Source organism: Bradyrhizobium sp. WSM3983 (assembly GCF_000473045.1).
In the GTDB taxonomy this organism is placed as follows: Bacteria; Pseudomonadota; Alphaproteobacteria; order Rhizobiales; family Xanthobacteraceae; genus Bradyrhizobium.
Genome location: NZ_AXAY01000037.1, coordinates 44,588 through 69,312, shown reverse-complemented (window position 1 = coordinate 69,312; position 24,725 = coordinate 44,588). Strand labels below are relative to the sequence as shown.

At 63.4% G+C, this 24,725-nt stretch carries 22 protein-coding genes; 10 read left to right on the top strand and 12 right to left on the bottom strand.

Translation table 11 applies throughout. The features are described 5' to 3' along the window. Positions 1-51: 51 nt before the first annotated feature. Positions 52-1,098, bottom strand: coding sequence for a GGDEF domain-containing protein (locus YUA_RS0135975; protein ID WP_198029568.1), 1,047 nt, complete (start codon positions 1,096-1,098; stop codon positions 52-54). A 192-nt stretch (positions 1,099-1,290) separates the two neighbouring features. Between YUA_RS0135975 and leuS the strand changes: the two genes are divergently transcribed. From leuS to holA, 3 genes are all read left to right on the top strand, one after another. Beyond that, complete coding sequence (leuS, locus tag YUA_RS0135970; protein ID WP_027535015.1) at positions 1,291-3,951, top strand: leucine--tRNA ligase; 2,661 nt, start codon at positions 1,291-1,293, stop codon at positions 3,949-3,951. Then, on the top strand, positions 3,938-4,489 hold the full coding sequence (gene lptE / locus YUA_RS0135965; protein ID WP_027535014.1) for an LPS assembly lipoprotein LptE: 552 nt from the start codon (positions 3,938-3,940) through the stop codon (positions 4,487-4,489). Before leuS ends, lptE begins: the two co-directional genes overlap by 14 nt. A gap of 63 nt (positions 4,490-4,552) precedes the next feature. Then, the gene (gene holA / locus YUA_RS0135960; protein ID WP_027535013.1) at positions 4,553-5,581 is read left to right on the top strand and encodes a DNA polymerase III subunit delta; all 1,029 of its coding nucleotides are present in this window, start codon (positions 4,553-4,555) and stop codon (positions 5,579-5,581) included. Positions 5,582-5,794: 213 nt separating this feature from the next. On the opposite strand, the gene YUA_RS0135955 is transcribed toward holA, so the two are convergent. The 7 genes from YUA_RS0135955 to hemJ form a co-directional block, all read right to left on the bottom strand. Then, a complete protein-coding gene (locus tag YUA_RS0135955) occupies positions 5,795-6,682 on the bottom strand; it encodes a ParB/RepB/Spo0J family partition protein (RefSeq protein WP_027535012.1) in 888 nt (295 codons plus the stop codon). Positions 6,683-6,831: 149 nt separating this feature from the next. Beyond that, positions 6,832-7,698 (bottom strand): ParA family protein, encoded by an 867-nt coding sequence (locus tag YUA_RS0135950; RefSeq protein WP_027535011.1) that lies wholly within the window; start codon positions 7,696-7,698, stop codon positions 6,832-6,834. 27 nt (positions 7,699-7,725) lie between these two features. Continuing rightward, positions 7,726-8,499, bottom strand: coding sequence for a 16S rRNA (guanine(527)-N(7))-methyltransferase RsmG (gene rsmG / locus YUA_RS0135945; RefSeq protein WP_027535010.1), 774 nt, complete (start codon positions 8,497-8,499; stop codon positions 7,726-7,728). 9 nt (positions 8,500-8,508) lie between these two features. Further along, positions 8,509-10,389, bottom strand: coding sequence for a tRNA uridine-5-carboxymethylaminomethyl(34) synthesis enzyme MnmG (mnmG, locus tag YUA_RS0135940; protein ID WP_027535009.1), 1,881 nt, complete (start codon positions 10,387-10,389; stop codon positions 8,509-8,511). Between the two features lie 439 nt (positions 10,390-10,828). Continuing rightward, on the bottom strand, positions 10,829-12,181 hold the full coding sequence (gene mnmE / locus YUA_RS0135930) for a tRNA uridine-5-carboxymethylaminomethyl(34) synthesis GTPase MnmE (protein WP_027535008.1): 1,353 nt from the start codon (positions 12,179-12,181) through the stop codon (positions 10,829-10,831). A 315-nt stretch (positions 12,182-12,496) separates the two neighbouring features. After that, positions 12,497-13,762, bottom strand: a complete 1,266-nt coding sequence (gene rho, locus YUA_RS0135925) for a transcription termination factor Rho (RefSeq protein ID WP_027535007.1) — start codon at positions 13,760-13,762, stop codon at positions 12,497-12,499. 249 nt (positions 13,763-14,011) lie between these two features. Continuing rightward, a complete protein-coding gene (gene hemJ, locus YUA_RS0135920) occupies positions 14,012-14,446 on the bottom strand; it encodes a protoporphyrinogen oxidase HemJ (RefSeq protein ID WP_027535006.1) in 435 nt (144 codons plus the stop codon). 456 nt (positions 14,447-14,902) lie between these two features. Here hemJ and YUA_RS0135910 point away from each other — a divergent pair, with 456 nt between their 5' ends. Genes YUA_RS0135910 through dnaQ form a run of 4 tightly spaced genes read left to right on the top strand, consistent with a single transcriptional unit; the run spans position 14,903 to position 17,730 of the window. Beyond that, positions 14,903-15,742: a pyruvate, water dikinase regulatory protein gene (locus YUA_RS0135910; protein ID WP_027535004.1), complete on the top strand. Its 840-nt coding sequence runs from the start codon at positions 14,903-14,905 to the stop codon at positions 15,740-15,742. A gap of 8 nt (positions 15,743-15,750) precedes the next feature. Beyond that, positions 15,751-16,359: a Maf family nucleotide pyrophosphatase gene (locus YUA_RS0135905; RefSeq protein WP_027535003.1), complete on the top strand. Its 609-nt coding sequence runs from the start codon at positions 15,751-15,753 to the stop codon at positions 16,357-16,359. Between the two features lie 23 nt (positions 16,360-16,382). Further along, positions 16,383-16,982 carry a dephospho-CoA kinase gene (gene coaE / locus YUA_RS0135900; protein ID WP_027535002.1) on the top strand — a complete coding sequence of 200 codons (600 nt, stop codon included), beginning with the start codon at positions 16,383-16,385 and terminating at the stop codon, positions 16,980-16,982. Between the two features lie 28 nt (positions 16,983-17,010). Beyond that, the gene (dnaQ, locus tag YUA_RS0135895; RefSeq protein WP_027535001.1) at positions 17,011-17,730 is read left to right on the top strand and encodes a DNA polymerase III subunit epsilon; all 720 of its coding nucleotides are present in this window, start codon (positions 17,011-17,013) and stop codon (positions 17,728-17,730) included. A 9-nt stretch (positions 17,731-17,739) separates the two neighbouring features. On the opposite strand, the gene secB is transcribed toward dnaQ, so the two are convergent. After that, positions 17,740-18,225, bottom strand: coding sequence for a protein-export chaperone SecB (gene secB, locus YUA_RS0135890; protein WP_027535000.1), 486 nt, complete (start codon positions 18,223-18,225; stop codon positions 17,740-17,742). A gap of 410 nt (positions 18,226-18,635) precedes the next feature. On the opposite strand from secB, the gene YUA_RS0135885 reads away from it, so the two are divergent. The 3 genes from YUA_RS0135885 to YUA_RS0135875 are packed head-to-tail and all read left to right on the top strand — an operon-like array spanning position 18,636 to position 21,404. Further along, positions 18,636-19,340: a Tim44/TimA family putative adaptor protein gene (locus YUA_RS0135885; protein ID WP_027534999.1), complete on the top strand. Its 705-nt coding sequence runs from the start codon at positions 18,636-18,638 to the stop codon at positions 19,338-19,340. Then, positions 19,318-20,817, top strand: coding sequence for a murein transglycosylase A (locus tag YUA_RS0135880; protein WP_027534998.1), 1,500 nt, complete (start codon positions 19,318-19,320; stop codon positions 20,815-20,817). Before YUA_RS0135885 ends, YUA_RS0135880 begins: the two co-directional genes overlap by 23 nt. Further along, entirely contained in the window at positions 20,814-21,404 is a 591-nt protein-coding gene (locus YUA_RS0135875) for a Smr/MutS family protein (RefSeq protein WP_027534997.1), read from the top strand. Before YUA_RS0135880 ends, YUA_RS0135875 begins: the two co-directional genes overlap by 4 nt. 183 nt (positions 21,405-21,587) lie before the next feature. Here the strand turns inward: YUA_RS0135875 and YUA_RS0135865 are convergent, their stop codons facing one another. Genes YUA_RS0135865 through YUA_RS0135855 form a run of 3 tightly spaced genes read right to left on the bottom strand, consistent with a single transcriptional unit; the run spans position 21,588 to position 24,721 of the window. Continuing rightward, a complete protein-coding gene (locus YUA_RS0135865; RefSeq protein WP_027534996.1) occupies positions 21,588-22,712 on the bottom strand; it encodes a hypothetical protein in 1,125 nt (374 codons plus the stop codon). A 28-nt stretch (positions 22,713-22,740) separates the two neighbouring features. Next, positions 22,741-24,045 (bottom strand): ATP-dependent protease ATPase subunit HslU, encoded by a 1,305-nt coding sequence (hslU, locus tag YUA_RS0135860; RefSeq protein WP_027534995.1) that lies wholly within the window; start codon positions 24,043-24,045, stop codon positions 22,741-22,743. 52 nt (positions 24,046-24,097) lie between these two features. Next, positions 24,098-24,721 carry a DUF2585 domain-containing protein gene (locus tag YUA_RS0135855; RefSeq protein ID WP_027534994.1) on the bottom strand — a complete coding sequence of 208 codons (624 nt, stop codon included), beginning with the start codon at positions 24,719-24,721 and terminating at the stop codon, positions 24,098-24,100. Positions 24,722-24,725 lie beyond the last annotated feature (4 nt).

Here is a 24,725-nt window from a genome sequence, read left to right as displayed (position 1 = left end):
CTTGAGCATGATCTTTTCGGAAAACCGCTGCACACTTTTCCGGATCATGCTCTAACCCGCAGCCTCGGCGCGATCGAGCTCGTTTTCCGTCACCACGCGGTTGCGGCCACCTCCCTTGGCGAGATAGAGCGCGCGATCGCAGCGCTCGATCAAATCGGCGGTGGATTCGCCAGTCCGATACTGCGCCACACCGATTGAAACCGTGATGTTCGGCAACACCTCGCCGGTCGAGCGGCGCGTGATGGTGCATTCCGCGAGCGCGCGCCTGATGCGCTCGGCCGTCTCAGCGCAAGCCGCAAGATCGGCATCCGGCAGCACCGCGATCAGCTCCTCGCCGCCATAGCGCGCCGGTAGATCCTGCGGGCGCACCTTTTCGCGCAACACGTTCGCCATCAGGCGCAGCACCTGGTCGCCGACGCCGTGGCCGAAATTGTCGTTGAAGGTCTTGAAGTGATCGATGTCCAGCAGGAGCACACTGAGCGGCTCGCCCCAATCCGCCGTCGTCTGCGCCTTGCGCAGGAATTCATCCAGTGCCCGACGGTTTGCCAGCCCAGTCAGCGTGTCGGTCCGGGCGCGTTCCTCGGATTTGGAGAGCGAATCACGGATGACGTCGAGCTCACGGGTCTTTTCCGCAAAGCCTGCCTCGAGCCGGGTCGTCCGTGTGGCGGCCCGCGCCAGCTCGTTCATGAGCTGGGCGACCAGCGCCTTCGGATCGACGCCGGCCTGGCCCTGGTCAGCAACCTGGCTGATCACCTGCATCTGGGAGCGATTGTCGGCAATCGCGGTGGCCAGAAACCCCTTCGCCGCGCCCATCAGGGCATGCAGCCGCTCGGACGTGTCGACCACGACAGCGCTGACTTGGGGCGCGATATAAGTCTCGAACAGGTCCTGATTGGTCCGGCTGTCGAACGGACGGTTGTGGTCGATCAGGAGATCGATGGCGTTGCGCAAATCGTCATGGGTGCCGGCGTAATACTGGAACCAGATGGCAAAATTGGTCGGTGTCGGCGGAATCCGCTGCTCGGCCATGCTCCGCACCGCCCGCCCGGCGATGGACGCGGCATAGTCGTAATCGGGATCGTCGAAGCTGGAATCCATCGCCTGCGCGGGTGCTGTTGGCGGGCCAACCTCGCACCGAGCCCTTAATCCGATCCCAATAGGCTCATCCGTACTTTTGCGGAGCAGCATTGCGGTGAGCCGCCGCTGCGGCAACCCATTGACCCCTTAAGGACTTCTATGGCCTAGTCCGGCCTCTTCAGCCGGCCGAAACCACGAAAACCTAACGATTCCATGACCTCCGAACGCTATAACGCCCGCGACGCCGAACCGCGCTGGCAACGCCAGTGGGACGAACAGGCGATCTTCGTCTCAAAGAACGACGATTCCCGGCCGAAATACTATGTGCTGGAGATGTTCCCCTACCCGTCCGGGCGCATCCATATCGGCCATGTCCGCAACTACACGCTCGGCGACGTGCTGGCCCGCTTCATGCGCGCCAAGGGTTTTAACGTGCTGCACCCGATGGGCTGGGACGCTTTCGGCCTGCCGGCCGAGAACGCCGCCATCGAGCGCAAGGTCGCGCCGAAAGCCTGGACCTACGCCAACATCGCCGCGATGAAGAAGCAGCTCCGCTCGATCGGGCTGTCGCTGGACTGGTCGCGCGAGTTCGCGACCTGCGACCCCAGCTACTACAAGCATCAGCAGAAGATGTTTCTGGACATGCTCGCCGCCGGCCTCGCCGAGCGCGAGAAGCGTAAGCTCAACTGGGATCCGGTCGACATGACCGTGCTCGCCAACGAGCAGGTGATCGACGGCCGCGGCTGGCGTTCGGGTGCCGTTGTCGAACAGCGCGAGATGAGCCAATGGGTCTTCAAGATCACGAAGTACTCGCAGGAATTGCTGTCCGCGCTGGATGGGCTCGACCGCTGGCCTGACAAGGTACGGCTGATGCAGCGCAACTGGATCGGCCGCTCCGAAGGCCTGCTGATCCGCTTCGCGCTGGATCAGGCGACCACGCCGGCCGGCGAGAGCGAGCTGAAGATTTTCACGACGCGCCCCGACACGCTGTTCGGCGCGAAATTCATGGCGATCTCGGCGGACCATCCGCTGGCGCAGGCTGCCGCCGCGAAGAACCCGAAGCTTGCGGAGTTCATTGCCGACATCAAGAAGATCGGCACCGCGCAGTCGATCATTGACACCGCGGAGAAGCAGGGTTTTGACACCGGCATTCGCGCGGTTCATCCGTTCGATCCCTCTTGGAAGCTGCCGGTCTATGTCGCCAACTTCGTGCTGATGGAATACGGCACCGGCGCAATCTTCGGCTGCCCCGCGCATGACCAGCGCGACCTCGATTTCGTCAACAAGTACAATCTCGGCAACACGCCGGTGGTGTGCCCCGAGGGCCAGGACCCCAAGACGTTCGTCATCACCGACACCGCCTATGACGGTGACGGCCGCATCATCAATTCGCGCTTCCTCGACGGCATGACCATCGACGAGGCGAAGGAAGCTGTTGCGAAGCGTCTCGAGAGCGAACTCCGCGGCAATGCGCCGGTCGCTGAGCGCCAGGTCAATTTCCGCCTGCGCGATTGGGGCATTTCGCGGCAGCGCTATTGGGGCTGCCCGATACCCGTCATCCACTGTCCGAAGTGCGACGTGGTGCCGGTGCCGGATGCCGACCTGCCGGTGGTGCTGCCAGAGGATGTGAGCTTCGACAAGCCGGGCAACGCGCTCGACCATCACCCGACCTGGAAGCACGTGACTTGCCCGAAGTGCGGCGGCAAGGCGCAGCGCGAAACCGACACCATGGACACCTTCGTGGATTCGTCCTGGTATTTTGCGCGCTTCACAGATCCCTGGAACGAGAACGCGCCGACGACGCCTGCGGTCGCCAACCGGATGCTGCCGGTCGACCAGTATATTGGTGGCGTCGAGCACGCGATCCTGCATCTGCTCTACAGCCGCTTCTTCACCCGCGCGATGAAGGCGACCGGGCACATCGCGTTGGACGAGCCGTTCGCCGGCATGTTCACGCAAGGCATGGTGGTACACGAGACCTACCAGAAGGCCGACGGCAACTGGGTGCAGCCAGCCGAGGTGAAGATCGAGGTCGGCGGCAACGGGCGCCGCGCGACGCTACTTGCGACCGGCGAGGACATCCAGATCGGCGCGATCGAGAAGATGTCGAAGTCGAAGAAGAACACGGTCGACCCCGACGACATCATCGCGACCTATGGCGCCGACGTCGCCCGCTGGTTCATGCTGTCGGACTCCCCGCCCGATCGCGACGTGATCTGGAGCGACGAGCGCGTCCAGGGCGCCTCGCGCTTCGTGCAGCGGCTGTGGCGACTGGTGAACGACGCCGAAGAGCTTTGCAAGGAACTCGGCAAGGCTGCCCCCGCGGCCCGGCCGGTCTCGTTCGGTCCGGATGCGACCGCTTTGCGCAAGGCCGCCCACGGCGCGCTCGACAAGGTCACGACCGGCGTCGAGCGGCTCCACTTCAACGTCTGCCTCGCCCATATCCGTGAATTCACGAACACGTTTTCGGAGGTGCTGCAGCGCCCCGGCCAGCCGGCCGCCGATCTGGCTCCAGATTTGGCTCCAGATTTAGCTTGGGCGATCCGGGAGGCCAGCCAGATCCTGGTCCAGCTGTTCTCCCCGATGATGCCGCATTTGGCCGAGGAGTGCTGGCAGATTCTGGGCCAGCCCGGCATGGTTTCCGAGGCCGATTGGCCCCAAATCGAACGCGATTTGCTGGTTGAAGACAGCGTGACGCTGGTGGTTCAGGTCAACGGCAAGAAGCGGGGTGAGGTCACGGTTGCAACAGCGGCCCAGAATCCGGAAATCGAGGCTGCCGCTTTGGCCCTCGATGCTGTAAAACTGGCGCTGGACGGCAAGCCCGTTCGCAAGGTGATCATCGTCCCCAAGAGGATCGTGAATGTTGTCGGCTAGGATCCGCATCGCAGCCCGCTTGCTGGCAGTCGCCGCATTGGCGGCGCTGACGGCTGGCTGCTTCCAGCCGATGTATGCCGAGCATACCGACGGCACCCCCGGCTTGCGCGAAAAGCTGATGGGCGTCGAGCTTCCGCCGATCGACAAGCCAAACGCCTCGCGTGAAGCCCGGGTCGGGGTCGAGGTCCGCAATGCGTTGGCGTTCAAGCTCTACGGCTCGGCCACAGGCATGCCGCCGACCCACCGCTTGGTGATCCGCTTCAACTCCAGCAAGTCGTCCTTGATCGTCGATCCCAACACCGGCCTGCCGAACAGCGAGAATTACGGCATCGACTGCCAGTACAATCTCGTCGAGGTCGTGAGCGGCAAATCGGTGATGACCGGCACGACGTTCTCGCGGGTGTCCTACGACATGCCCGGCTCCTATCAGCGTTTCTCCCGCAACCGTGCGGTGCGTGACGCCGAAGACCGTGCCGCCAACGAGATCGCCGAGAACATCAACACCCGGCTCGCCGCGTTCTTCACCGCAGGCACCTGACGTAGTCTGTCATTCCGGGGCGCCTGACGGGCGAACCCGGAATCACGATCCATATTGGGCCCGATGGTCGCGCTGCGCGGAAAAGAGATCGATACCTTCCTTGCCCGTCCCGACGCGGGCCGTCCGATCATCCTGCTCTATGGTCCCGATGCCGGTCTCGTGCGCGAGCGCGCCGACGCGCTGATTGCGTCCGCCGTCGACGACCCCAATGATCCCTTTTCGCTGGTCAAACTCGACGGCGACGAGCTCTCCGCAGAGCCGTCGCGCCTGGTCGACGAAGCCATGACCGTGCCGCTGTTCGGCGGCCGCCGCGCCATTCGCATCCGCGCCGGCTCACGCAGCTTTGCCAGCGGCGTCGACACGCTGGCCGAAATGTCGGTGAAGGATTGCCGCATCGTGATCGAGGCCGGCGAGCTTCGCCCTGAATCGCCGCTGCGCAAGGCCTGCGAGAAGGCCAAGACGGCCGTGGCGATCGGCTGCTATCCCGACACCGAGCGCGACCTCGCAAAACTGATGGAGGACGAGCTCCGCATCGCCAATTTGCGCATCGCGCAGGATGCTCGCGCCGCGCTGATGTCGTTCCTCGGCGGCGACCGCCAGGCCTCGCGCAACGAGCTGCGCAAGCTCACGCTCTACGCCCATGGCAAAGGCGAGATCACCCTGGATGACGTGATGTCCGTCGTCGCCGATGCGTCCGAGCTGAAGCTCGATCCGATCGTCGACGGCGCCTTCGCCGGCCGGCCCGATATCGTCGAGACCGAATTCGCAAAGGCCATGATCGCCGGTACCTATCCCGGCGTGATCATCTCCGCCGCGCAGCGCCAGGCCGCATGGCTGCACAAATCCGCCCTCGCCATCGCCGACGGCACGCCGGCCTCCGCCGTGCTCGACGGCGGATATCCGCGGCTGCATTTTTCGCGAAAGCCCGCGGTCGAAACTGCGCTGCGCAATTTGAGCGTGGCAAGGCTTGCCGGCGTCATCGAGCAGCTAGCGACCGCCGCGCTCGACACCCGCAAGCAATCGACGCTGGCCGCCGCCATCGCCCAGCGCACGCTGATGGCGATCGCCGTGAATGCGAAGCGGCGGGGCTAGGCTCGGGCTCTCACCACATCATTGCGATGCGGAGGCGGCGCGCCGACGTCTCCCCGCGTCGTCCCGGCGAAGGCCGGGACCCATAACCACAGGGCGTGGTTTGGCGAAGACTCGTAGTTTGGTACTGCCGCCATTTGCAATCGATAGATCACGCGGTATGGGTCCCGGCCCCCCGTGCGCAATTGCGCACTAGGTCAGGACGACATCGGTGACCTACAGCGCGCCCTTCGCCAGCCGCTTCATTACCTCGTCGAGCTGATCGAGGTTGCGGTAGTTGATCTGGACCGAGCCGCCGGGATCGCGGTGATTGACGGTGACCTTGAGGCCGAGGGCGTCGCTGACGCGCTTCTCCAGGTCAACTGTGTCTGGGTCCTTTTCCTTGCCACCGGTGGCGCGCGCCTTTTGCGGCTTGCGCTCCGGCACGCCCTCTTCATGCGCGAGCGCCTCAGTCTGGCGGACGTTGAGGCCTTCCGCGACGATGCGCTTGGCAACGGCGAGCGGATCGGGCACGCCGATCAGTGCGCGGGCGTGACCGGCGGTCAGCTCACCGGTCGCGATGAAGGCCTGCACCTCGGCCGGCAACTTGGTCAGCCGCATCATATTGGCGACATGGCTGCGGCTCTTGCCGACGACCTTTGCGATGTCGTCCTGGCTGCGTTTGAACTCGTTGGCGAGCGCGTGATAACCCTGCGCCTCTTCCATCGGGTTGAGGTCTTCGCGCTGAACGTTCTCGACGATCGCGAATTCCAGCGCATCGCTGTCGCTGATGTCGACCGGGACGATCGGCACTTCATGCAGGCCAGCCATCTGCGAGGCGCGCCAGCGCCGTTCGCCGGCGATGATCTCAAAGCGGTCCTGCGCGCCCTTCACGGGGCGCACCACGATCGGCTGGATCACGCCGTGCTGCTTGATCGACTCCGAAAGCTCCTTGAGCTCGGTGTCCGAAAAAGTCCGGCGCGGGTTGCGCGGATTGGCCTTGATGAATTCGATCGGCACCTTGCGCTGTGCGCGCGGACGATCGACGTGCTGAGCCTCACCGCCGACGTCACCGATCAGACTCGCAAGACCCCGGCCCAGTCGCGAACGCGCTTCGTCGGCCATCGCCAGCTCCCTTGGATTCACGCTGCAGCACTCCAGTACTGAATTTCGAAACTTGTAGGGTGGGTTAGCGAAGCGCAACCCACCTCTTCTGTTTCCGCGGAGATAGACAGTGGTGGGTTACGCCTTCGGCTAACCCACCCTACGGATGGTCAATGCGTGACGCGCAGCTCGCGCTCGCGCTGGATCACTTCGGTGGCGAGCCGCAGGTAAGCTTCGCTGCCGACGCATTTGAGATCGTAGACCAGCACCGGCTTGCCGTAGGACGGCGCTTCCGAGATGCGCACGTTGCGCGGAATCATGGTCTTGTAGACCTTCTCGCCCATGAATTGGCGGACGTCGGCGACGACCTGGTTCGAGAGGTTGTTGCGCGAGTCGAACATCGTCAGCACGATGCCGTGGATCGACAGGTTCGGATTGAGCGTCGAGCGCACCTGCTCCACCGTCTGCAGCAATTGCGACAGACCTTCGAGCGCGAAGAACTCGCACTGCAGCGGTACCAGGATCGCATCCGACGCAGCCATCGCGTTCACCGTGAGCAGGTTGAGCGAGGGCGGGCAGTCGATCAGCACATAGGTGTAATCGGCGTCCGGCGAGACGTTGTTGTTGAGCGCGCCGATCGCGTCGCGCAGCTTGAAGGCGCGGCCCGGCGTGGTGCCGAGCTCGAGCTCGAGGCCGGAAAGGTCCATGGTCGAGGGCGCGATGTGCAGCCGCGGCACCGCAGTCGAGACCACGGCTTCACGCAGAGGGGCTTCGCCGATCAGCACGTCATAGGTCGAGCAGGAGCGGTTGCGACGATCGATGCCGAGGCCGGTCGAGGCGTTGCCCTGCGGATCGAGGTCGACGATCAAAACACGCTCGCCGATCGCAGCGAGTGCGGTGCCAAGATTGATTGCTGTGGTTGTTTTTCCCACACCGCCCTTCTGATTCGCCAGCGCCAGGATGCGCGGGTGACCATGCGGGACCTCATTGCTCTCTTGGGAAGTCTGCTCTTGCTGCGGCTCGTCAATCACGGTCATTAAAATTCCCCCACCACCCCTGAACGCTCACCCGCGCCGTTCGACTGAAGTCAGCTCGACGATCCAACCGTCACCTGTCCGGCTTCGGTGGAGCCGCGACTGAATATTCCAATATTTAGCGGCTTCGGTCAATTCAGCCTCTACATCTTGACCCTTCGGAAATAACGCTTTTGCGCCCTGGCGCATCAGCGGCTCCGCAAAGCCGATGAGCTGATGTAGCGGAGCCAGCGCACGCGCGGTGACGCAATCGACGGAGCCGGTGATTCTATCCACATTATCCCCGATCTCGGCGAGATGTACGATTCCCGGAGATGTGGTGACGCGAATCGCTTCGCGCAAAAAGGCGGCCTTCTTGGCGATTCGCTCTACAAGGTGAACCTTGGCATCCGGCGTCCCGGCCATGGCGCAGGCCAGCACGACGCCGGGAAAGCCGCCGCCGCTGCCGAGGTCGGCCCAGCGCTTGGCGGATGGCGCGAGATCGACGAGCTGAAGCGAGTCGGCAATGTGCCGGGTCCAGAGGTTTGGCAAAGTCGAGGGCGCGATCAGATTGGTCTTGGCCTGCCACTCCCGGAGCAGCGCGATGTAGCGATCGAGCCGCGCCTCCGTTTCATGTGAAACGGGCGCGAGCTTCAACGCCTCACGCTTGTCAGCGGCGATGATGGAGTCGAGTGCCCGATCGTTGGCGCTGGCCTTGTCGATCTTCGGCTTGGCCGGCGCCGGCTCGGACCGACGAGGGGCACCCTCACCTGCTCCGGGTCGTCGGGATAGCGGTCTGTCCCCGCCCGGTCCGCGCTGTTTCACGTGAAACGCCTATGCGATTGCCTTGGAAGTCTTGCGCGCCTCGCGACGAAGATAGGCCGCGAGGATGCCGAGTGCCGCCGGCGTCATGCCGTCGATCCGGCCGGCCTGGCCGACCGTGAACGGCCGCGCCTTCTCCAGCTTGGCGCGGACCTCGTTGGAGAGACCCGGGACCTGCTGGTAATTGACCTCCGACAACACCATCCCCTCGTCGCGCCGGAAGGCTTCGACGTCGGCGCTCTGGCGCTCAAGATAGACATCGTATTTGGCGTCGATCTCGAGATGCGTGGCAATCACAGGTTCGATGGCGGACAGCTCCGGCCAGATCGCGCGGACCTGGCTCCAGCCGATGTCCGGATAGGCCATGAGCTCGAAGGCCGAGCGGCGCTGGCCATCCCGGTTCAGGGACAGCCCGTGCTTGATCGCCTCGTTCGGGGTGATGGTCAGCGACTTCGACAGCGTCCGCGCCGCGTTCAGGGCGTCCATCTTGGCGCGATGATGCTGGGTCCGGGCACTGCCGATACAGCCCAGCGCAATCCCCTTCTCGGTCAGGCGCTGATCGGCATTGTCCGCCCGTAAGGTCAGCCGGTATTCGGCCCGCGACGTGAACATCCGATAGGGCTCGCTGATCCCGCGGGTGACGAGGTCGTCGATCATCACGCCGAGATAGCCGTCTGCCCGGTCGAACACCGTGAGCGCAGCGCCACTGGCGGAGAGTGCCGCGTTCAGGCCGGCCACGATTCCCTGCCCGGCAGCCTCTTCGTATCCCGTGGTCCCATTGATTTGCCCGGCCAGGAAAAGACCGCGCAGACGCTTGGTCTGCAAGGTCGGATCAAGCTCGCGAGGATCGATATGGTCGTATTCGATGGCATAGCCCGGGCGGACCATCATCGCCCGCTCCAGGCCCGGAATGCTGGCGAGGATCGCGAGCTGAACCTCCTCAGGCAGCGAGGTCGAGATGCCGTTGGGATAGACGGTCGTATCGTCGAGGCCTTCCGGCTCCAGGAAGATCTGGTGGCCATCGCGATCGCCAAAGCGGACGATCTTGTCCTCGATCGAGGGACAATAGCGCGGCCCGGAGCTCTTGATCTGGCCGGAGTACATGGGGGAGCGATGGACATTGGCGCGGATCACCTCATGGGTGACGGCCGTGGTCCTGGTGATCCCGCACTGGATCTGCGGGGTCGTGATCCGCTCGGTCATCACCGAGAACGGCTCCGGCGGCTCGTCGCCGGGCTGCATTTCGACCGCAGACCAGTCGATCGTGGAGCCGTCGAGACGCGGCGGAGTCCCGGTCTTGAGCCGTCCCAGGGTGAAGCCGACGCGTTCAAAGGAGGTTGAAAGACCCATCGCGGGGGCCTCGCCGACCCGCCCGGCGGGCCAGTTCTTCTCACCGAGATGGATCAGACCACGCAGAAAGGTACCGGTGGTGATGACAACGGCCCCTGCCCGAAGCTCCCGACCGTCCGCCAGCCGCAGTTCGGTGACCCGGCCATCAACCACGATCAACTCGTCGGCCTCGCCTTCGATCACGGAGAGATCCTCGGTCTCCTGGATCGCGGCCTGCATGGCGGCGGCATAAAGCTTTCGGTCCGCCTGGGCCCGCGGACCACGGACAGCGGGACCCTTCCGACGATTGAGCACCCGGAACTGGATGCCCCCGGCATCTCCGACCCGGCCCATCAGGCCATCGAGAGCATCGACCTCGCGGACCAGATGGCCCTTGCCGAGACCGCCGATGGCGGGGTTGCAGGACATCGCGCCGACAGTGGAGAAACGGTGCGTTACCAGAGCGGTCGTCGCACCCATTCGGGCCGCCGCGGCCGCAGCCTCACAGCCGGCGTGGCCGCCGCCAATGACGATGACGTCGAAACTTTCTCGCTCTGCACGCATGGCGGACTTCTAGCTCAGAGGCAGGAAAGCCGGAAGTGGAAACTGGCTGGGACGTATGTTTCACGTGAAACGGGATGACTGGGCAGGCTCGTTTCGCGAAATCAACCCCATGCACAGCAGGAAGTATGTTGGCCTCGTGTTTCACGTGAAACAATATGGAGGCGTGCAGCAGAGGAAGGCGCGCGATGTCGCCTAGCTGACGCGCGCTGGATGAAACCCAGAATCCCTTTCCGCGTGACAGCCTGGGTTGCCTCGTCGCAAGTGCGCCTCGTAATGACGAGCGCGAGCACCCAGCCCGATTGCCATCATCTGCGAAGCGAGATCCCAGGCGCAACCGAGATCGCGCTGGGACACCATCATTGTTTCACGTGAAACAAGCCTGAACGGCCCGAAACCCAAACAATGGAACAAGCGCTAGTCCTACATTGAAGAACTAGCGCTACTTTCCGATGCAAAATTTCTGAAAAATCGCCCCGAGGACGTCCTCGACGTCGACCCGGCCGAGCAGCCGGCCTAGAGCATAGGCGGCGGACCGCAATTCTTCGGCGGCGAGTTCCTCGCCCTCTTCTACGAGCTCCAGACTTCGGCGCAAGCTATCTGACGCCCGCGTCAACAGATCTCGTTGGCGAGCCCGGGTCACCAATGCACCCTCGGTGGTTCCGAAAAAGTCCGCCGCGAATCTGACGAGGGTATCGACCAGCTCGGGAATGCCATCGCCCCGGCTCGCCGATATCCCGAACTCGCCGCTCAGACCGGCGGCAGCTCCGCCAAGATCGATCTTGTTGCGCACGATCCAGACCGAGCTGCTAGGCCGATGACCGTCGCTGGACTTCCAGAGCGACCGCATCGCGTCCGGATCTGCGGCGCGCTCCCCCTCCACCAGCCACAGCACGAGGTCAGCGTCCTCGGCGCGAGCCCTCGCCCGGCGCACGCCTTCCTGCTCGACGGGATCGTCGGTCTCGCGGATGCCGGCGGTGTCGATGACCGTGACGGGATAGCCGTCGAGATCGAGCTGCACCTCGATCACGTCGCGCGTGGTGCCGGCATGCGGCGAGACAATCGCGACCTCGCGGCGGGCGAGTTGATTGATCAGCGTCGACTTGCCGACATTCGGCTCGCCGGCGATCGCCACCACCAGGCCTTCGCGCAGGCGTTCAGCTTGTCCCTGTGCCGCAAGGACCTTTGCAATTTCATCGTGCAGCGCCTTGATCGCCTTCATGGCCGGCGCCATCAATTCCGCCGGCACATCGCCTTCGTCGGAAAAATCGATGCCGGCCTCGATCAGTGCGGACGCCTCGATGATGCGCTCGCGCCAGTCACGCGCGCGATCGCCGAGCAGGCCCTGCAACTGACGCAACGCCTGGCGGCGCTGACGATCAGTGTCGGCGTGAATGAGGTCGTCGAGGCCTTCGGCCTCAGTGAGATCGAGCTTGCCGTTCTCGAAGGCGCGCCGCGTGAACTCGCCAGGCTCAGCCGCGCGCGTATTCGGAATTAGAGAAATAGCGGCGAGAAGTGCCGATAGCACAGCACGGCCGCCATGGATGTGGAATTCGGCGACATCCTCGCCGGTCGCAGTCCCCGGCCCCGGAAACCAGAGTACGACCGCATCGTCGATCGGTTGGCTCTCGCTGTCACGAAGCAGCCGGCGGCTGGCTTGCCGCGGCACCGGCAGCTTGCCCCCGAGCGCCGTCAGTACCAGACCAGCTTGTGGACCCGAGACACGGATCATTGCGATCGCGCTCGGCGGACGGCCGGACGACAGCGCAAAGATGGTCTGGTCTCGCGGATGCATGGCCTATTTGTCCGGCTCATGGGGAAAAGGCAAACATCCCCTTCGGGCGGTCGTAACCCCGGTTTGCTGCGTTGCAATCCGCAGAGATAGCTATATTGCATTGCAATATATAGCGCAGCATGCGCTGCAAGACCGCTATGGCGAACGCTGCTCGGATTCAGTGAAGTCAAGTATTAATCTAGGTATATCAATAGGATCAAAGAATTTTAGCGGCGGCGCCAAGCTGATCGTCATGCTGCACCTTCCCCGCAGCAAAGCCGCACACAACAAAAAGGGCGCCCGAAGGCGCCCTCTGATGTCTTGCTGTACCCTGACTCAGGTGTTCATGGAGTCGAAGAACTCCGAATTGCTCTTGGTCGAGCGCAGCTTGTCGAGCAGGAAGTCGATCGCGTCCATGGTGCCCATCGGGTTCAGGATGCGGCGGAGCACGTACATCTTCTTCAGCACCTGATTGTCGGTGATGAGCTCCTCCTTGCGGGTGCCGGAGCGCGAGATGTCGATGGCCGGGAAGGTGCGCTTGTCCGAGACCTTGCGGTCGAGGATCAGTTCCGAGTTACCGGTACCCTTGAACTCTTCGAAGATGACTTCGTCCATGCGGCTGCCTGTGTCGACCAGCGCGGTCGCGATGATGGTCAGCGAGCCGCCCTCCTCGATGTTGCGGGCGGCGCCGAAGAACCGCTTCGGGCGCTGCAGCGCGTTGGCGTCGACACCGCCGGTCAGCACCTTGCCCGATGACGGCACGACGGTGTTGTAGGCGCGGCCCAGACGCGTGATCGAATCGAGCAGGATGACGACGTCGCGGCCGTGCTCGACGAGACGTTTGGCTTTCTCGATCACCATCTCGGCGACCTGGACGTGACGCACCGCCGGCTCGTCGAAGGTCGACGACACGACCTCGCCCTTCACCGAGCGCTGCATGTCCGTGACTTCTTCCGGACGCTCGTCGATCAGAAGCACGATCAGATAGCATTCGGGATGGTTGTGCGTGATCGAGTGCGCGATGTTCTGCATCAGCACGGTTTTACCGGTGCGCGGCGGCGCGACGATCAGCGCGCGCTGGCCCTTGCCGATCGGCGCAACGATGTCGATCACCCTTGCAGAAAGGTCTTTCCGCGTCGGATCGTCGATTTCCATGCGGAAGCGCTGATTCGGAAACAGCGGCGTGAGGTTGTCGAAATTGACCTTGTGCTTAGCCTTTTCCGGGTCCTCGAAATTGAGCGTGTTGACCTTCAGCAGCGCAAAATAGCGTTCGCCCTCTTTCGGGCTGCGAATGTGGCCTTCGATGGTGTCGCCGGTACGCAGGCCGAAACGGCGGATCTGCGAGGGCGAAACGTAGATGTCATCAGGGCCCGGCAGATAATTGGCATCGGGTGAGCGGAGGAAGCCGAAACCGTCGGAGAGCACTTCGACGACGCCCTCGCCGACGATGTCGGTTTCCGCGAGCGCAAGCTGCTTGAGGATGGCAAATAGCAGCTCCTGCTTGCGCATGGTGCTGGCATTCTCGACCCCGTTCTCTTCCGCGAACGAGACGAGCTCGGCCGGCGTCTTCGACTTGAGGTCCTGGAGTTTAATTTCCCGCATTGGGGTGGTCCTGTGGGGTAACCTTGGGAGGGGGTGCGAGGAGGCTCTGAAATGCGGACGCGAGAAGGTAAGGTCCGCAGGTCTGGCAAGGTGAGCGCCGGTGGAGGCTTCAAACCTGATGCGGTGTCCGGCCTTTAAAAAAGCTCAGACACAACCACATCCGCCTGCGTTGGGTGGGATATCGCTAATATAGAAAATCGCTTCCCACTCCGCAAGCCGAAGCGCTGAGCGATCGTTCACGTTTCCTGCCTAGAACGGCTTCACGATCACCATGATCACGATGATGATCATCAGGACGGTCGGCACCTCATTGATAATCCGAAAGAATTTCTGATTGTGCGGGCGCCTGTCGGCGGCGAAATCCTTAAGCCAGCGGGAAAAAAAGCCGTGGACCGCAGACATCGCCAGGACCAGTGCCAGTTTTACGTGCAGCCAGCCGAACGTGAACCAATGGCCGGCCCAGGCAAGGTAGAGGCCGGCGAGCCAGGTGACGATCATGGCGGGGTTGATGATCGCCTTGAGCAGGCGGCGTTCCATGACCTTGAAGGTTTCGGACTGCTTCGAGCCGATCTCGGCCTCGCAGTGATAAACGAACAACCGCGGCAGATAGAGCATGCCGGCCATCCAGGCGATGACCGCAATCACGTGCAGCGCCTTGATCCAGAGGTAGACGTCTTCAAACATGTTTTGCATCCGGCTTCGCCCGCTCAGGGAACGCTGGGGATAGTAAGAACTCGTTAAGGTCTTACCTGCACACATATCCGTCCGTAGCGCTCCTCTTAAATCTAAGAATCTTAGATTCTTAAGGTTTGAGTCTATGTGACCGTGGATTGGACTCACACAATTCCGTCCGTAAGTTCACGCGTGCTTGTTCACATCCATCAACATATCCCTGACCGCTCTGGCGGCTTCCGATAAGCCAGCCAGCTTCAAAGACTTGCGCGTTTCTGTCGGCAGCTTATCAAGGGGGTTGTCCGCGCAATCCCGTTTTCCGCTCGGCAGGGCGCCGGACTTGTTCCGATGGGCAGTGGTGTGAAGAAAATTGGCACTTGTCCCGCCCCTGGTGTCGCGCAACCCTTTCCGAGCGGTTAAGGTCCACAGAAATCCACAAAGCACACCGCCCCCATACAAAGAGTTTTTGTGCCGACCTCGAACAATTATTTCCATCTGCACCTCGTCTCCGACTCGACCGGCGAGACCCTGATCACGGTCGCGCGCGCCGTTGCCGCGCAGTACGCGAAAGTCACCCCGGTCGAGCATGTCTATCCGCTGGTGCGCAGCCAGAAGCAGCTCGATCGCGTGCTCGACGAGATCGAGGAAGCGCCGGGCATCGTGCTGTTCACGCTGCTGGAGAAGGATCTGGTCTCCAGGCTCGAGGACAAGTGCAAGAATATCAACGTGCCGAGCCTCTCGATCATCGGCCCGGTCATGCAGCTGTTCGAAGCTTATCTCGGCGCTGCGACCACAGGTCGCGTCGGGGCGCAGCACGTACTCAACGCGGAATATTTCAAGCGTATCGACGCGCTGAACTACACGATGATCCATGACGACGGCCAGCATGTTGATGGGCTCGAGGAAGCCGACGTCGTCCTGGTCGGCGTGTCCCGCACCTCGAAGACGCCGACGTCGATCTATCTGGCCAATCGCGGCATCCGTACCGCCAACGTGCCGCTGGTGCCGGGCATTCCCGTGCCGGCACAATTGGAGACGCTGACGCGGCCGTTGGTTGTCAGCCTGCACGCGACGCCGGAGCGTTTGATCCAGATCCGCCAGAATCGCCTGCTCTCCATGGGCGCCGAATCAGGCAGCGACACCTATACCGACAGGCAGTCGGTGACCGAGGAGGTCGCATTTGCGCGCAAGCTGAGCGCCAAGCACGACTGGCCGCTGCTGGACGTCACGCGGCGCTCGATCGAGGAAACCGCGGCCGCGATCATGAAGCTCTACAGCGATCGCCAGCGCAACCGGCCCTCGGAATAGTTTTCGCGATGAGCCTGTGGCGCGGCAAATCTCCGTTGATCCTGGCCTCGCAGAGCGGCGCGCGCAAAATGCTGCTGGCGAACGCCGGGCTCGAATTCGAGGCCGTCACGGCCGACATCGACGAGCGAGGCATTCAGGCTGCTTCAAAACTTTCGAACCCGCGCGAGATCGGCCTGCTGCTGGCGCGCGAGAAGGCCAAGGCGGTCTCGGCCCATCGTCCCGGAAGCTATGTGATCGGCGCCGACCAGACGCTGGCCCTCGGCGACCGTCTCTTCAACAAGCCCGCCGGCCGCACACAGGCGCTGGCGCAGTTGCGTGATCTCGCCGGCCGTAGCCACGAGCTGAATTCGGCCGTCGCGGTGGCGCATGACGGCAAGATTATCTTCGAGGATGTGTCGGTCGCGCGCATGACCATGCGGCAGATGTCCGAGGCCGAGCTTTCCGCCTATCTCGACGCCGCCGGCGACGCTGTCGCCACGAGCGTCGGCGCCTATCAGCTCGAAGGCCTCGGCATCCATCTGTTCGAGCGCATCGAGGGCGACCATTTCACCATTCTCGGCCTGCCGCTGCTGCCGTTGCTTGCGTTCCTGCGGCGCGAGCGGCTAGTTGCGGTGTGACTGACAGGGATGGTTTTGCGCTGATGCGGATTCTCGGACTGACCGGCTCGATCGGGATGGGCAAATCCACCACCGCAAGATTGTTCGCGGAGGCCGGCGTGCCCGTCTACGACGCCGATGCCGCCGTCCATCAGCTCTACGAAGGTGAGGCCGCGCCCGCGATCGAGGCCGCCTTCCCCGGCACCACCGCAAACGGCAAGGTCGATCGTGCCAAACTGTCTGCGCGCGTGGTGCACGATCCCGCCGCGATCAAGCAGCTCGAGCAGATCGTCCATCCCATGCTCGGCGCCTCCCGGCAAAAATTCCTTGCCGATGCCGAAGCCGCCAAGGCACCGGTCGTGGTCCTGGATATTCCCCTGTTGTTCGAAACTGGCGGCGAGAAGCGGGTCGACGCCGTGGTTGTGGTCTCGACCTCGCTGGAACTGCAGCGCGAGCGTGTGCTGGCGCGGGGAACCATGGACGAAGCAAAACTCGACGCCATCATCGCCAAGCAGATGCCCGACGCCGAAAAGCGCAAGCGGGCTGATTTCGTGGTGGATACGTCACACGGACTTGAGCCGGTGCGGGCGCAAATCACGCACATCCTGGCCGAGGTCGTTAAGATGCCGCAGCGGCGAGCCTGATTCGCCGTCCCACACGGCACTTCAAATCATGCGTGAAATCGTTCTCGATACCGAAACCACCGGCCTTGATCCCTTGCGCGGTGACCGCCTGGTCGAAATCGGCTGCGTCGAGATCTTCAACCGCATGCCGACGGGGCAGACGTACCACGTCTATATCAATCCTGAGAGGGACATGCCGGCGGAAGCTTTCGCCGTGCACGGGCTGTCGGCCGAGTTTCTCTCGACGAAGCCGCTGTTCCACGAGGTGGTCGACGCGTTTCTCGAGTTCATCGGCGATGCGCCGCTGGTGATCCACAACGCCTCGTTCGACATCAGCTTCATCAATGCCGAGCTCGACCGGATCAAGCGTGCTGCGATCCCGCGCGAGCGGCTGGTCGATACGCTGCTGTTGGCGCGGCGCAAGCATCCGGGCGTGTCGAACCGGCTCGACGATCTCTGCTCGCGCTATTCAATCGACAATTCACACCGCACCAAGCACGGCGCGCTGCTCGATTCCGAACTGCTCGCAGAAGTCTATGTCGATCTGGTCGGGGCGCGGCAATCGCAGCTGTTGCTGGCTTCGGACGCCCGGGACATTCGCGTCAATGCCGCCGGCGATGCGCCGCGGCGGCAGCGGACTGTGCCGCTCGCGCCGCGGGTGTCAGACGCCGAGCGCGAGGCGCACCTGGCTTTCATTGCAACGCTCGGGGATAAGGCGATCTGGAACGAGTTTTTGCCCGTTCCAGTTGCCGTCAATCCGGCTGGTTAGGCCTATCAGCTAGGCTTGGCCTGCCTGACCACCGGCGGCCATTTGCCGCTCCATGTTCTGGCGATAGAGGCCGACGAAATCGACCGGGTCCAGCATCAGCGGCGGGAACCCGCCGTCGCGCACGGCGGTCGCGATGATTTCGCGGGCGAACGGGAACAGCAGGCGCGGGCATTCGATCATGACCAGCGGATGCAGGTTCTCCTTCGGCACGTTGACGATCCGGAACACGCCGGCATAGGCGAGCTCGAACGAGAACATCACCTTGCCCGCGTTCTCGGCCTTGCCCTCGACCGACAGCGTCACCTCGAACTCGGCTTCGCTGAGGTTGTTGGCGCTGACATTGATCTGGATGTTGATCTGGGGCTGCTGGCTCTGTGGCTGGAGCGAGGTCGGTGCGTTCGGATTCTCGAACGAGAGATCCTTGGTATATTGCGCCAGCACGTTGAGCTGGGGAGCCTGGGCCGCCTCGGGAGGGGTGCCGTTACCGTTGGTCATCGAAGTGTCTCCTTACCCGATTGGGGCTGAATTTCGCGGCGGTTGGCTAACATAGGGCCGCCTCATTCCACAAGGACGAACGGCTCCGGAGGGTCGATCCGGGCCGCGCCCACAACTGTGACGTTCCACCCGCCCCGGACACGAAATCGCACGTTAAACGCTTGAAGATGCGCGATTTCCACCCACGATCGGGTTTCCCCTTAAGCATAAAACGCGCTACACTTCCCGCTGTGCCAAAAGGCGCCATTGGCCGGGCCAGATTTCGTGCCTACATCCGGCGGACGAGACGCGCGGGCCTAAAATGGTGATGTAGTCTTGCCGTTCCGGTATGGAACGGTCTACTGGCCGGATTGATTTTCCCGGCAGCGACCCCAAAGAAGACCTGAGTAAAGACCAGAAAGCGATACGACGTGGACATCTACACCATCATCTTCCTTGCGCTGGCGGTCTTTATTTTCCTGCGGCTGCGCAGCGTGCTGGGGCAGCGGACCGGCAATGAGCGGCCGCCGTTCGACCGCACGGCTCGCAATGCGCTCGGGGGTGCCCCGGACAAGAACGTCGTGACCATGCCGGGCAAGGTGATCGACCAGGCGCCGCTGGCGCCGACGGCCGAGCCTGCCCCGCCTTCCGACCGCTGGAAGGGCCTGACTGAGCCCGGCACTGCGCTCGCCCTGGGTCTCGACGCGATCGTCGATAAGGATTCCACCTTCGACCCACGCCATTTCATCTCGGGCGCCCGCGGCGCCTATGAGATGATCGTGCTGGCCTTCGCCAATGGCGATCGCCGCGCGCTGCGCGACCTGCTGTCGTCCGAGGTCTATGAAAGCTTCGATGCCGCCATCAAGGACCGCGAGAAGAACGAGCAGAAGACCGAGACGCGTTTCGTCTCGATCGACAAGGCCGAGCTGGTCGGCGCCGAGCTGCGCGATCGCACGGCACAGCTCACGATTCGCTTCGTCTCGCAGATGATCTCGGCCACCCGCGACAGGGCTGGTAACATCGTCGACGGCAGCGCCGACACGGTCGCCGACATTACCGACATCTGGACTTTCGCCCGCGATATCACCTCTCGCGATCCGAACTGGAAGCTGGTTGGCACCGGAAGCGCGAATTAGGAGTTTCCTGAGGAACAGCGCGACGGCGCTTTGCGCTGGTATCGTCGTGCTGGCTTCGTTTTCGCTCGGCGCCGAGGCTGCGCGGCGCCACTACCGCAGCCATTACCATCATCCTCCCGAAGTGGCTGCGATTCCTCCGCGGGCCTTGCCCTATCCGCAGCTCCCTCTTCCATTTGAAATTCCCGGCGCACAATATCTGCCGCTGGCCTGGGCGGACGTGAAGGGCTGGGGCGATGACGATCATCTCACTGCCTACAAAACCTTTCGCGCAAGCTGCCGGTCGATCAACGCGCAGACCGGTGCTCCCGAGCCGAAAGCGCTGGGCGGCTCATTGAGTGAACCCTGCCGCGCCGCCAAATCGCTCGACCTCGCCGACGACGCGAAAGCAAAGACCTTCTTCGAGGAGAATTTTTCGCCGCTGCGCATCTCGCGTCTCGGCGAGCCCGACGGTTTCGTCACCGGCTATTACGAGCCGGTGCTGGAGGGATCACGCACGCAGACCGACGTCTACAATGTCCCGGTCTATCGCCGGCCCTCGAACCTGTTCGTCCGCGGCTACAATCAGGCCTCAGTCAGCCTGCCCAACAAAGGCGCGGTCTACCGCAAGATCGGCCGCCGCAAGCTCGTGCCCTATTACGACCGCGGCGAGATCGAGGACGGCAAGATCGCCGGCCGCGGGCTGGAGATCGCCTGGCTGAAGGACCCGACCGATCTTCTGTTCGCCCAGATCCAGGGCTCGGCGCGGATCAAGTTCGATGATGGCGCCACCCTCCGGCTCAACTACGATTCGTATAACGGCTATCCCTACACCGCCGTCGGGCGCGTCCTGATCGAGCGCGGCATCATTCCGAAGGAAGAGATGTCGATGCAGAAGATCAGGGAGTGGATGGCGCAGAACCCCGACGGCGCCAAGGAGCTGCGGCGCCAGAACCGCTCCTACATCTTCTTCCGTGAGGTCAATCTGTCCGACAAGGACGAGGCGGTTGGTGCGCAGGGCATCCCGCTGACCGCGGGCCGTTCGATCGCGGTCGACAAATCGCTCCATGTCTACGGTACGCCGTTCTTCATCGAGGGCGAGCTGCCGATCGAATCCGACCGCGCCAAGACCTCGTTCCATCGCCTGATGATCGCGCAGGACACCGGCTCGGCCATTATCGGCCCCGCGCGCGCCGATCTCTATTTTGGCGCGGGGGCTGACGCCGGCCGCGTCTCGGGCCGGCTGCGGCACCCCATGCATTTCGTGATGCTGGTGCCGAAGAGCCTCGATCCCGCCGTGCGCGCCGCGCGGCTGCCGGTGCCGGATCCGCGGCCGTCGGGGAGAATCGCAAAGCTGTTTCCGCAGACCGATCTCAAGGGTCCGGCGAAGGGCGAGACGGTTGCAATTGCCGGCCCGGTGCCGCTGCCGGCGCCGCGTCCTGTGATAGAACCTGTCCGCGAACCGCGCAGGCACATGAAAAGTCGTCCCCACCAGCAATGAAGCGATCGTCCCGTCCGCCCGTGCTGGATCCGCGTCCCTCGCCGCGCCGTCGCGTGCTCAGCGAGGAAGATCGCGAGCTGTGGGAGCTCGTTGCGAAACAGGTCAAGCCGCTGCGAAAGCAAAGGGCGACGAAGGTGCACACCACGCCGCGCGCTGAGCCGTCGCCGGTCGCGCCGGCCGCAAAGCCCGCGCCGTCGCCGCGGCCGTTGGCTCAAGCGCCAACCCCGCGTCCATCCAAGCCGGCGATACCGCCGCTCGCCCCGCTCGGCAAGCGCGAGCGCACAAAGCTGTCGCGTGGCCGCAGCGAGATCGAGGCGCGGCTTGATCTGCACGGCATGACCCAGACGCGCGCCCACCGTGCCTTGACCAGTTTCCTGCACCGCGCCCATCACGATGGCCTGACCTTTGTGCTGGTCATCACCGGCAAGGGCCGCAGTGGTGGCGAAAGCGGCGTGCTCCGCCGGCAGGTGCCGGAATGGCTGAGCCTGCCGGAATTCCGCGCCTTCGTGGTCGGGTTCGAGGAGGCCGCTATCAGCCATGGCGGCGAGGGCGCGCTTTACGTGCGGATCAGGCGCGCGAGGTTTTAGGGATCAAGCTAGCCCCGGGCTCCTCTTGCCTCTCCCGCTTGCGGGAGAGGTCGTCGCGCGAAGCGCGGCGGGTGAGGGTTCTATCCTCTTGGGGGTTCTCGATCGCGGAGAAAGCCCTCTCCCCAACCCTCTCCCGCAAGCGGGAGAGGGAGCTCACCGTCTTCGTAGTTGGACTGAATCGTCTCAGAACGGCCGGACGATTCCGACGCGTGGGATCAGGGTGACGATCAGGCCGAAGATGTTGGTCTTCTGGTCCGCGGCCGGGATCAACGGCGTCTCCTGCGAGGCTGGCAGCATCTTTACCGCATGCAGGATCAAGAACATGCAGACCGCCCAGTTCGAGATCCAGCGCGAATAGTCGAACACCATCGCGAACATCACGAGATAAGCAAAGCTGACGCCGATCAGCGCCGCGATCACGAGCCGGCGGTGCGTCTCGTTCGCGAGGGAGCCGATCAGCTTCGCAAAATAGCGCCACAGCGGCGTGTGCAGCCAGATCAGCAGGGCGAAGACGGGCACGCCAAGGATGTTGTGCGGCAAGCGGCCCCAGGTGTCCGAGATCTCCTTCGCCAGCGGCTGATACCAGATGTAGCTGAATTGCAGCAGATCCGTGCGCGAGGGATCGGCCATCCGGGTCTTCAGATACGCGACGAAATCCGCCTCCGGGATCGGCATCGTTCCCAGGAATTGGGCTGCGAAGAACAGGATGCTCACGGAAAGCAGCGCGGCCAGACCGAACGCGACGTTCGTCCGGGCGATGCCGTGAGCGAGATAGTGCCTGGTCACGACGATGGTGATGATGGTCGGCACATACATCAGGAGATGGATGTGGTGGATCAGGACGAGAGTGATCGCGAACAGCGCGGCCGTCGCCACGAATAGCAACGAGCCGGCCGGCATCAGCAGCAGGATGAGCGCCAGCGCGCAGCCATAGATGTCGAAATGGCCGAGCGTGTGCATGAAGTTTTTCAGGAAGAACGGCGAGCCCGCGATGAAGACGAACAGCGGCAGCGTCTTCGCGGTGAAGCCGAATGTCCTCTGAAACAGTTTTGCGTAGAGCCCGAGCGTCACCAGCCACGTCGCCCCACCGAGCACGAACACCAGCCAGACCGGCACCTTGGCCGTGAACAGCGCGACGATCGCCCCGATCAGCGCACGCTTGATGAAGCCGAAATGATAGTCGACGAGGAGATGGACGTAGGGGACGTAAGGCGGCAGCTGGATCTTGTGAACGAACACGCCGACGATGACCGCGGCGTTGATCGCGAGCAGAAATCGCCAGGGGTTTTGCAGGATGCGCGCGGTCACGCCGCATCCATAGCGCGGCAGCCCGGAATTACAAAATAAACCGGCTCAGATCGGCGTTCTTGGCGAGGTCGCCGACGTGCTTCTGCACGAAATCAGCATCGATCCGGACGGTCTCGCCGTTGCGGTCGGGGGCTGTGAAGGAGATCTCGTCCAGCACCCGCTCCATCACGGTCTGGAGCCGCCGGGCGCCGATGTTCTCGACGGTGGAATTGACGGCGACCGCGACGTCGGCGAGCGCATCGATGGCGCTGTCGGTGATGTCGAGCGTGACGCCTTCGGTCTGCATCAGCGCGACATATTGCTTGATCAGCGAGGCCTCGGGCTCGGTGAGGATGCGGCGCATATCGTCCCGGGTCAGCGCCTGCAGCTCGACGCGGATCGGCAGGCGGCCCTGCAACTCCGGCAGCAGGTCGGATGGCTTGGCGACGTGGAAGGCGCCGGAGGCAATGAACAGGATGTGGTCGGTCTTGACCGCGCCGTGCTTGGTCGAGACCGTGGTGCCCTCGATCAGCGGCAGCAAATCGCGCTGCACGCCTTCGCGCGAGACGTCGCCGCCGACGCGGCCTTCGCGGGCACAGATCTTGTCGATCTCGTCGAGGAACACGATGCCGTTGTTCTCGACCGCACTGATCGCCTCCAGCGTCAGCTGATCGGTGTCCAGCAGCTTGTCGGATTCCTCGTTGACGAGAAGCTCGTGCGAGCCTTCGACCGTCAGCCGCCGCGTCTTGCGGCCTCCGCCAAGCTTGCCGAAGATGTCGCCGATCGAGATCGCGCCCATCTGCGCGCCCGGCATGCCCGGGATCTCGAACATGGGCATGCCGCCGCCGGACGACTGGGTCTCGATCTCGATTTCCTTGTCGTTGAGCTCGCCGGCGCGCAGCTTCTTGCGGAAGGATTCGCGGGTTGGGGCGCTGGCATTGGCGCCCACGAGCGCATCGAGCACGCGTTCCTCGGCGGCGAGCTGCGCGCGCGCCTGCACGTCCTTGCGCTTGCGCTCGCGCACCTGGGCAATCGCGACCTCGACGAGGTCGCGCACGATCTGCTCGACGTCGCGGCCGACATAGCCGACTTCGGTGAACTTCGTGGCCTCGACCTTCAGGAATGGTGCATTGGCCAATTTTGCCAGTCGCCGCGCGATCTCCGTCTTGCCGACGCCGGTGGGCCCGATCATCAGGATGTTCTTCGGCAGCACTTCCTCGCGCAAGGAGCCTTCGAGCTGCTGCCGGCGCCAGCGGTTGCGCAGCGCGATCGAGACGGCGCGCTTGGCGTCGGCCTGGCCGACGATGAAACGGTCGAGTTCGGAAACGATTTCGCGGGGAGAAAAGTCTGTCATGGGACCTTAGCTAGGATTAGAAGCCGGCGGGGACAAGCCGCTTTTTTGACCGTCAAATGATCGGCGGGCCGGATTGCCATTGCTTCACGGCCTCGATCGGATGGATGAGCATCAGGATGTTGAGCGTCAGATTGTCGCGAATGTGCAGCGCCAGCATGATCTCGAAGGCGAGTCCGAGGACGACGGTCGCCGTGACAGGCAGCACGCGCGCGGTGAGGAACCCCAGCATCATGAACAACGTGTCCGAGACCGAGTTGACGATGCTGTCGCCGTAATAATCCAGCGAGATCGTGCCGGCGCGGTAGCGCTCGATGATGACGGGTGAATTCTCGACGATCTCCCAGGCGCCCTCGATCAGCATCGCGATGATCAGCCGCGCGGGCCAGGAAAGCTTAAGAAAGGACAGGCGTCGCGAGAACAACAGCCACGTCAGTCCGTAGAACAGCAAGCCGTGCAGCACGTGCGAAAAACTGTACCAGTCGGCGATGTGCTGGGAATTCTCCGAGCTGTTCACCACGCCATGCCAGAGCTTGACGTATCCGCAGGTGCAGATCGGCACCCGTCCCATCGCGAACAGGATCGAGGCCTGCAGCGCCAGCAGCAAGAGCGCGATGCCGACCCAGGCGAGCGGCGGAAACGCGGGTTGGGTCGGGCTCGTGCTGCGGGCCAATGCCATCCGC

Excerpts from the sequence above, each read along its gene's own strand:
- YUA_RS0135975 (WP_198029568.1), bottom strand. The coding sequence starts at position 1,098 with ATGGATTCCAGCTTCGACGATCCCGATTACGACTATGCCGCGTCCATC.
- leuS (WP_027535015.1), top strand. The coding sequence starts at position 1,291 with ATGACCTCCGAACGCTATAACGCCCGCGACGCCGAACCGCGCTGGCAA.
- lptE (WP_027535014.1), top strand. The coding sequence starts at position 3,938 with ATGTTGTCGGCTAGGATCCGCATCGCAGCCCGCTTGCTGGCAGTCGCC.
- holA (WP_027535013.1), top strand. The coding sequence starts at position 4,553 with ATGGTCGCGCTGCGCGGAAAAGAGATCGATACCTTCCTTGCCCGTCCC.
- YUA_RS0135955 (WP_027535012.1), bottom strand. The coding sequence starts at position 6,682 with ATGGCCGACGAAGCGCGTTCGCGACTGGGCCGGGGTCTTGCGAGTCTG.
- YUA_RS0135950 (WP_027535011.1), bottom strand. The coding sequence starts at position 7,698 with ATGACCGTGATTGACGAGCCGCAGCAAGAGCAGACTTCCCAAGAGAGC.
- mnmG (WP_027535009.1), bottom strand. The coding sequence starts at position 10,389 with ATGCGTGCAGAGCGAGAAAGTTTCGACGTCATCGTCATTGGCGGCGGC.
- mnmE (WP_027535008.1), bottom strand. The coding sequence starts at position 12,181 with ATGCATCCGCGAGACCAGACCATCTTTGCGCTGTCGTCCGGCCGTCCG.
- rho (WP_027535007.1), bottom strand. The coding sequence starts at position 13,762 with ATGCGGGAAATTAAACTCCAGGACCTCAAGTCGAAGACGCCGGCCGAG.
- hemJ (WP_027535006.1), bottom strand. The coding sequence starts at position 14,446 with ATGTTTGAAGACGTCTACCTCTGGATCAAGGCGCTGCACGTGATTGCG.
- YUA_RS0135905 (WP_027535003.1), top strand. The coding sequence starts at position 15,751 with ATGAGCCTGTGGCGCGGCAAATCTCCGTTGATCCTGGCCTCGCAGAGC.
- coaE (WP_027535002.1), top strand. The coding sequence starts at position 16,383 with ATGCGGATTCTCGGACTGACCGGCTCGATCGGGATGGGCAAATCCACC.
- dnaQ (WP_027535001.1), top strand. The coding sequence starts at position 17,011 with ATGCGTGAAATCGTTCTCGATACCGAAACCACCGGCCTTGATCCCTTG.
- secB (WP_027535000.1), bottom strand. The coding sequence starts at position 18,225 with ATGACCAACGGTAACGGCACCCCTCCCGAGGCGGCCCAGGCTCCCCAG.
- YUA_RS0135875 (WP_027534997.1), top strand. The coding sequence starts at position 20,814 with ATGAAGCGATCGTCCCGTCCGCCCGTGCTGGATCCGCGTCCCTCGCCG.
- hslU (WP_027534995.1), bottom strand. The coding sequence starts at position 24,045 with ATGACAGACTTTTCTCCCCGCGAAATCGTTTCCGAACTCGACCGTTTC.
- YUA_RS0135855 (WP_027534994.1), bottom strand. The coding sequence starts at position 24,721 with ATGGCATTGGCCCGCAGCACGAGCCCGACCCAACCCGCGTTTCCGCCG.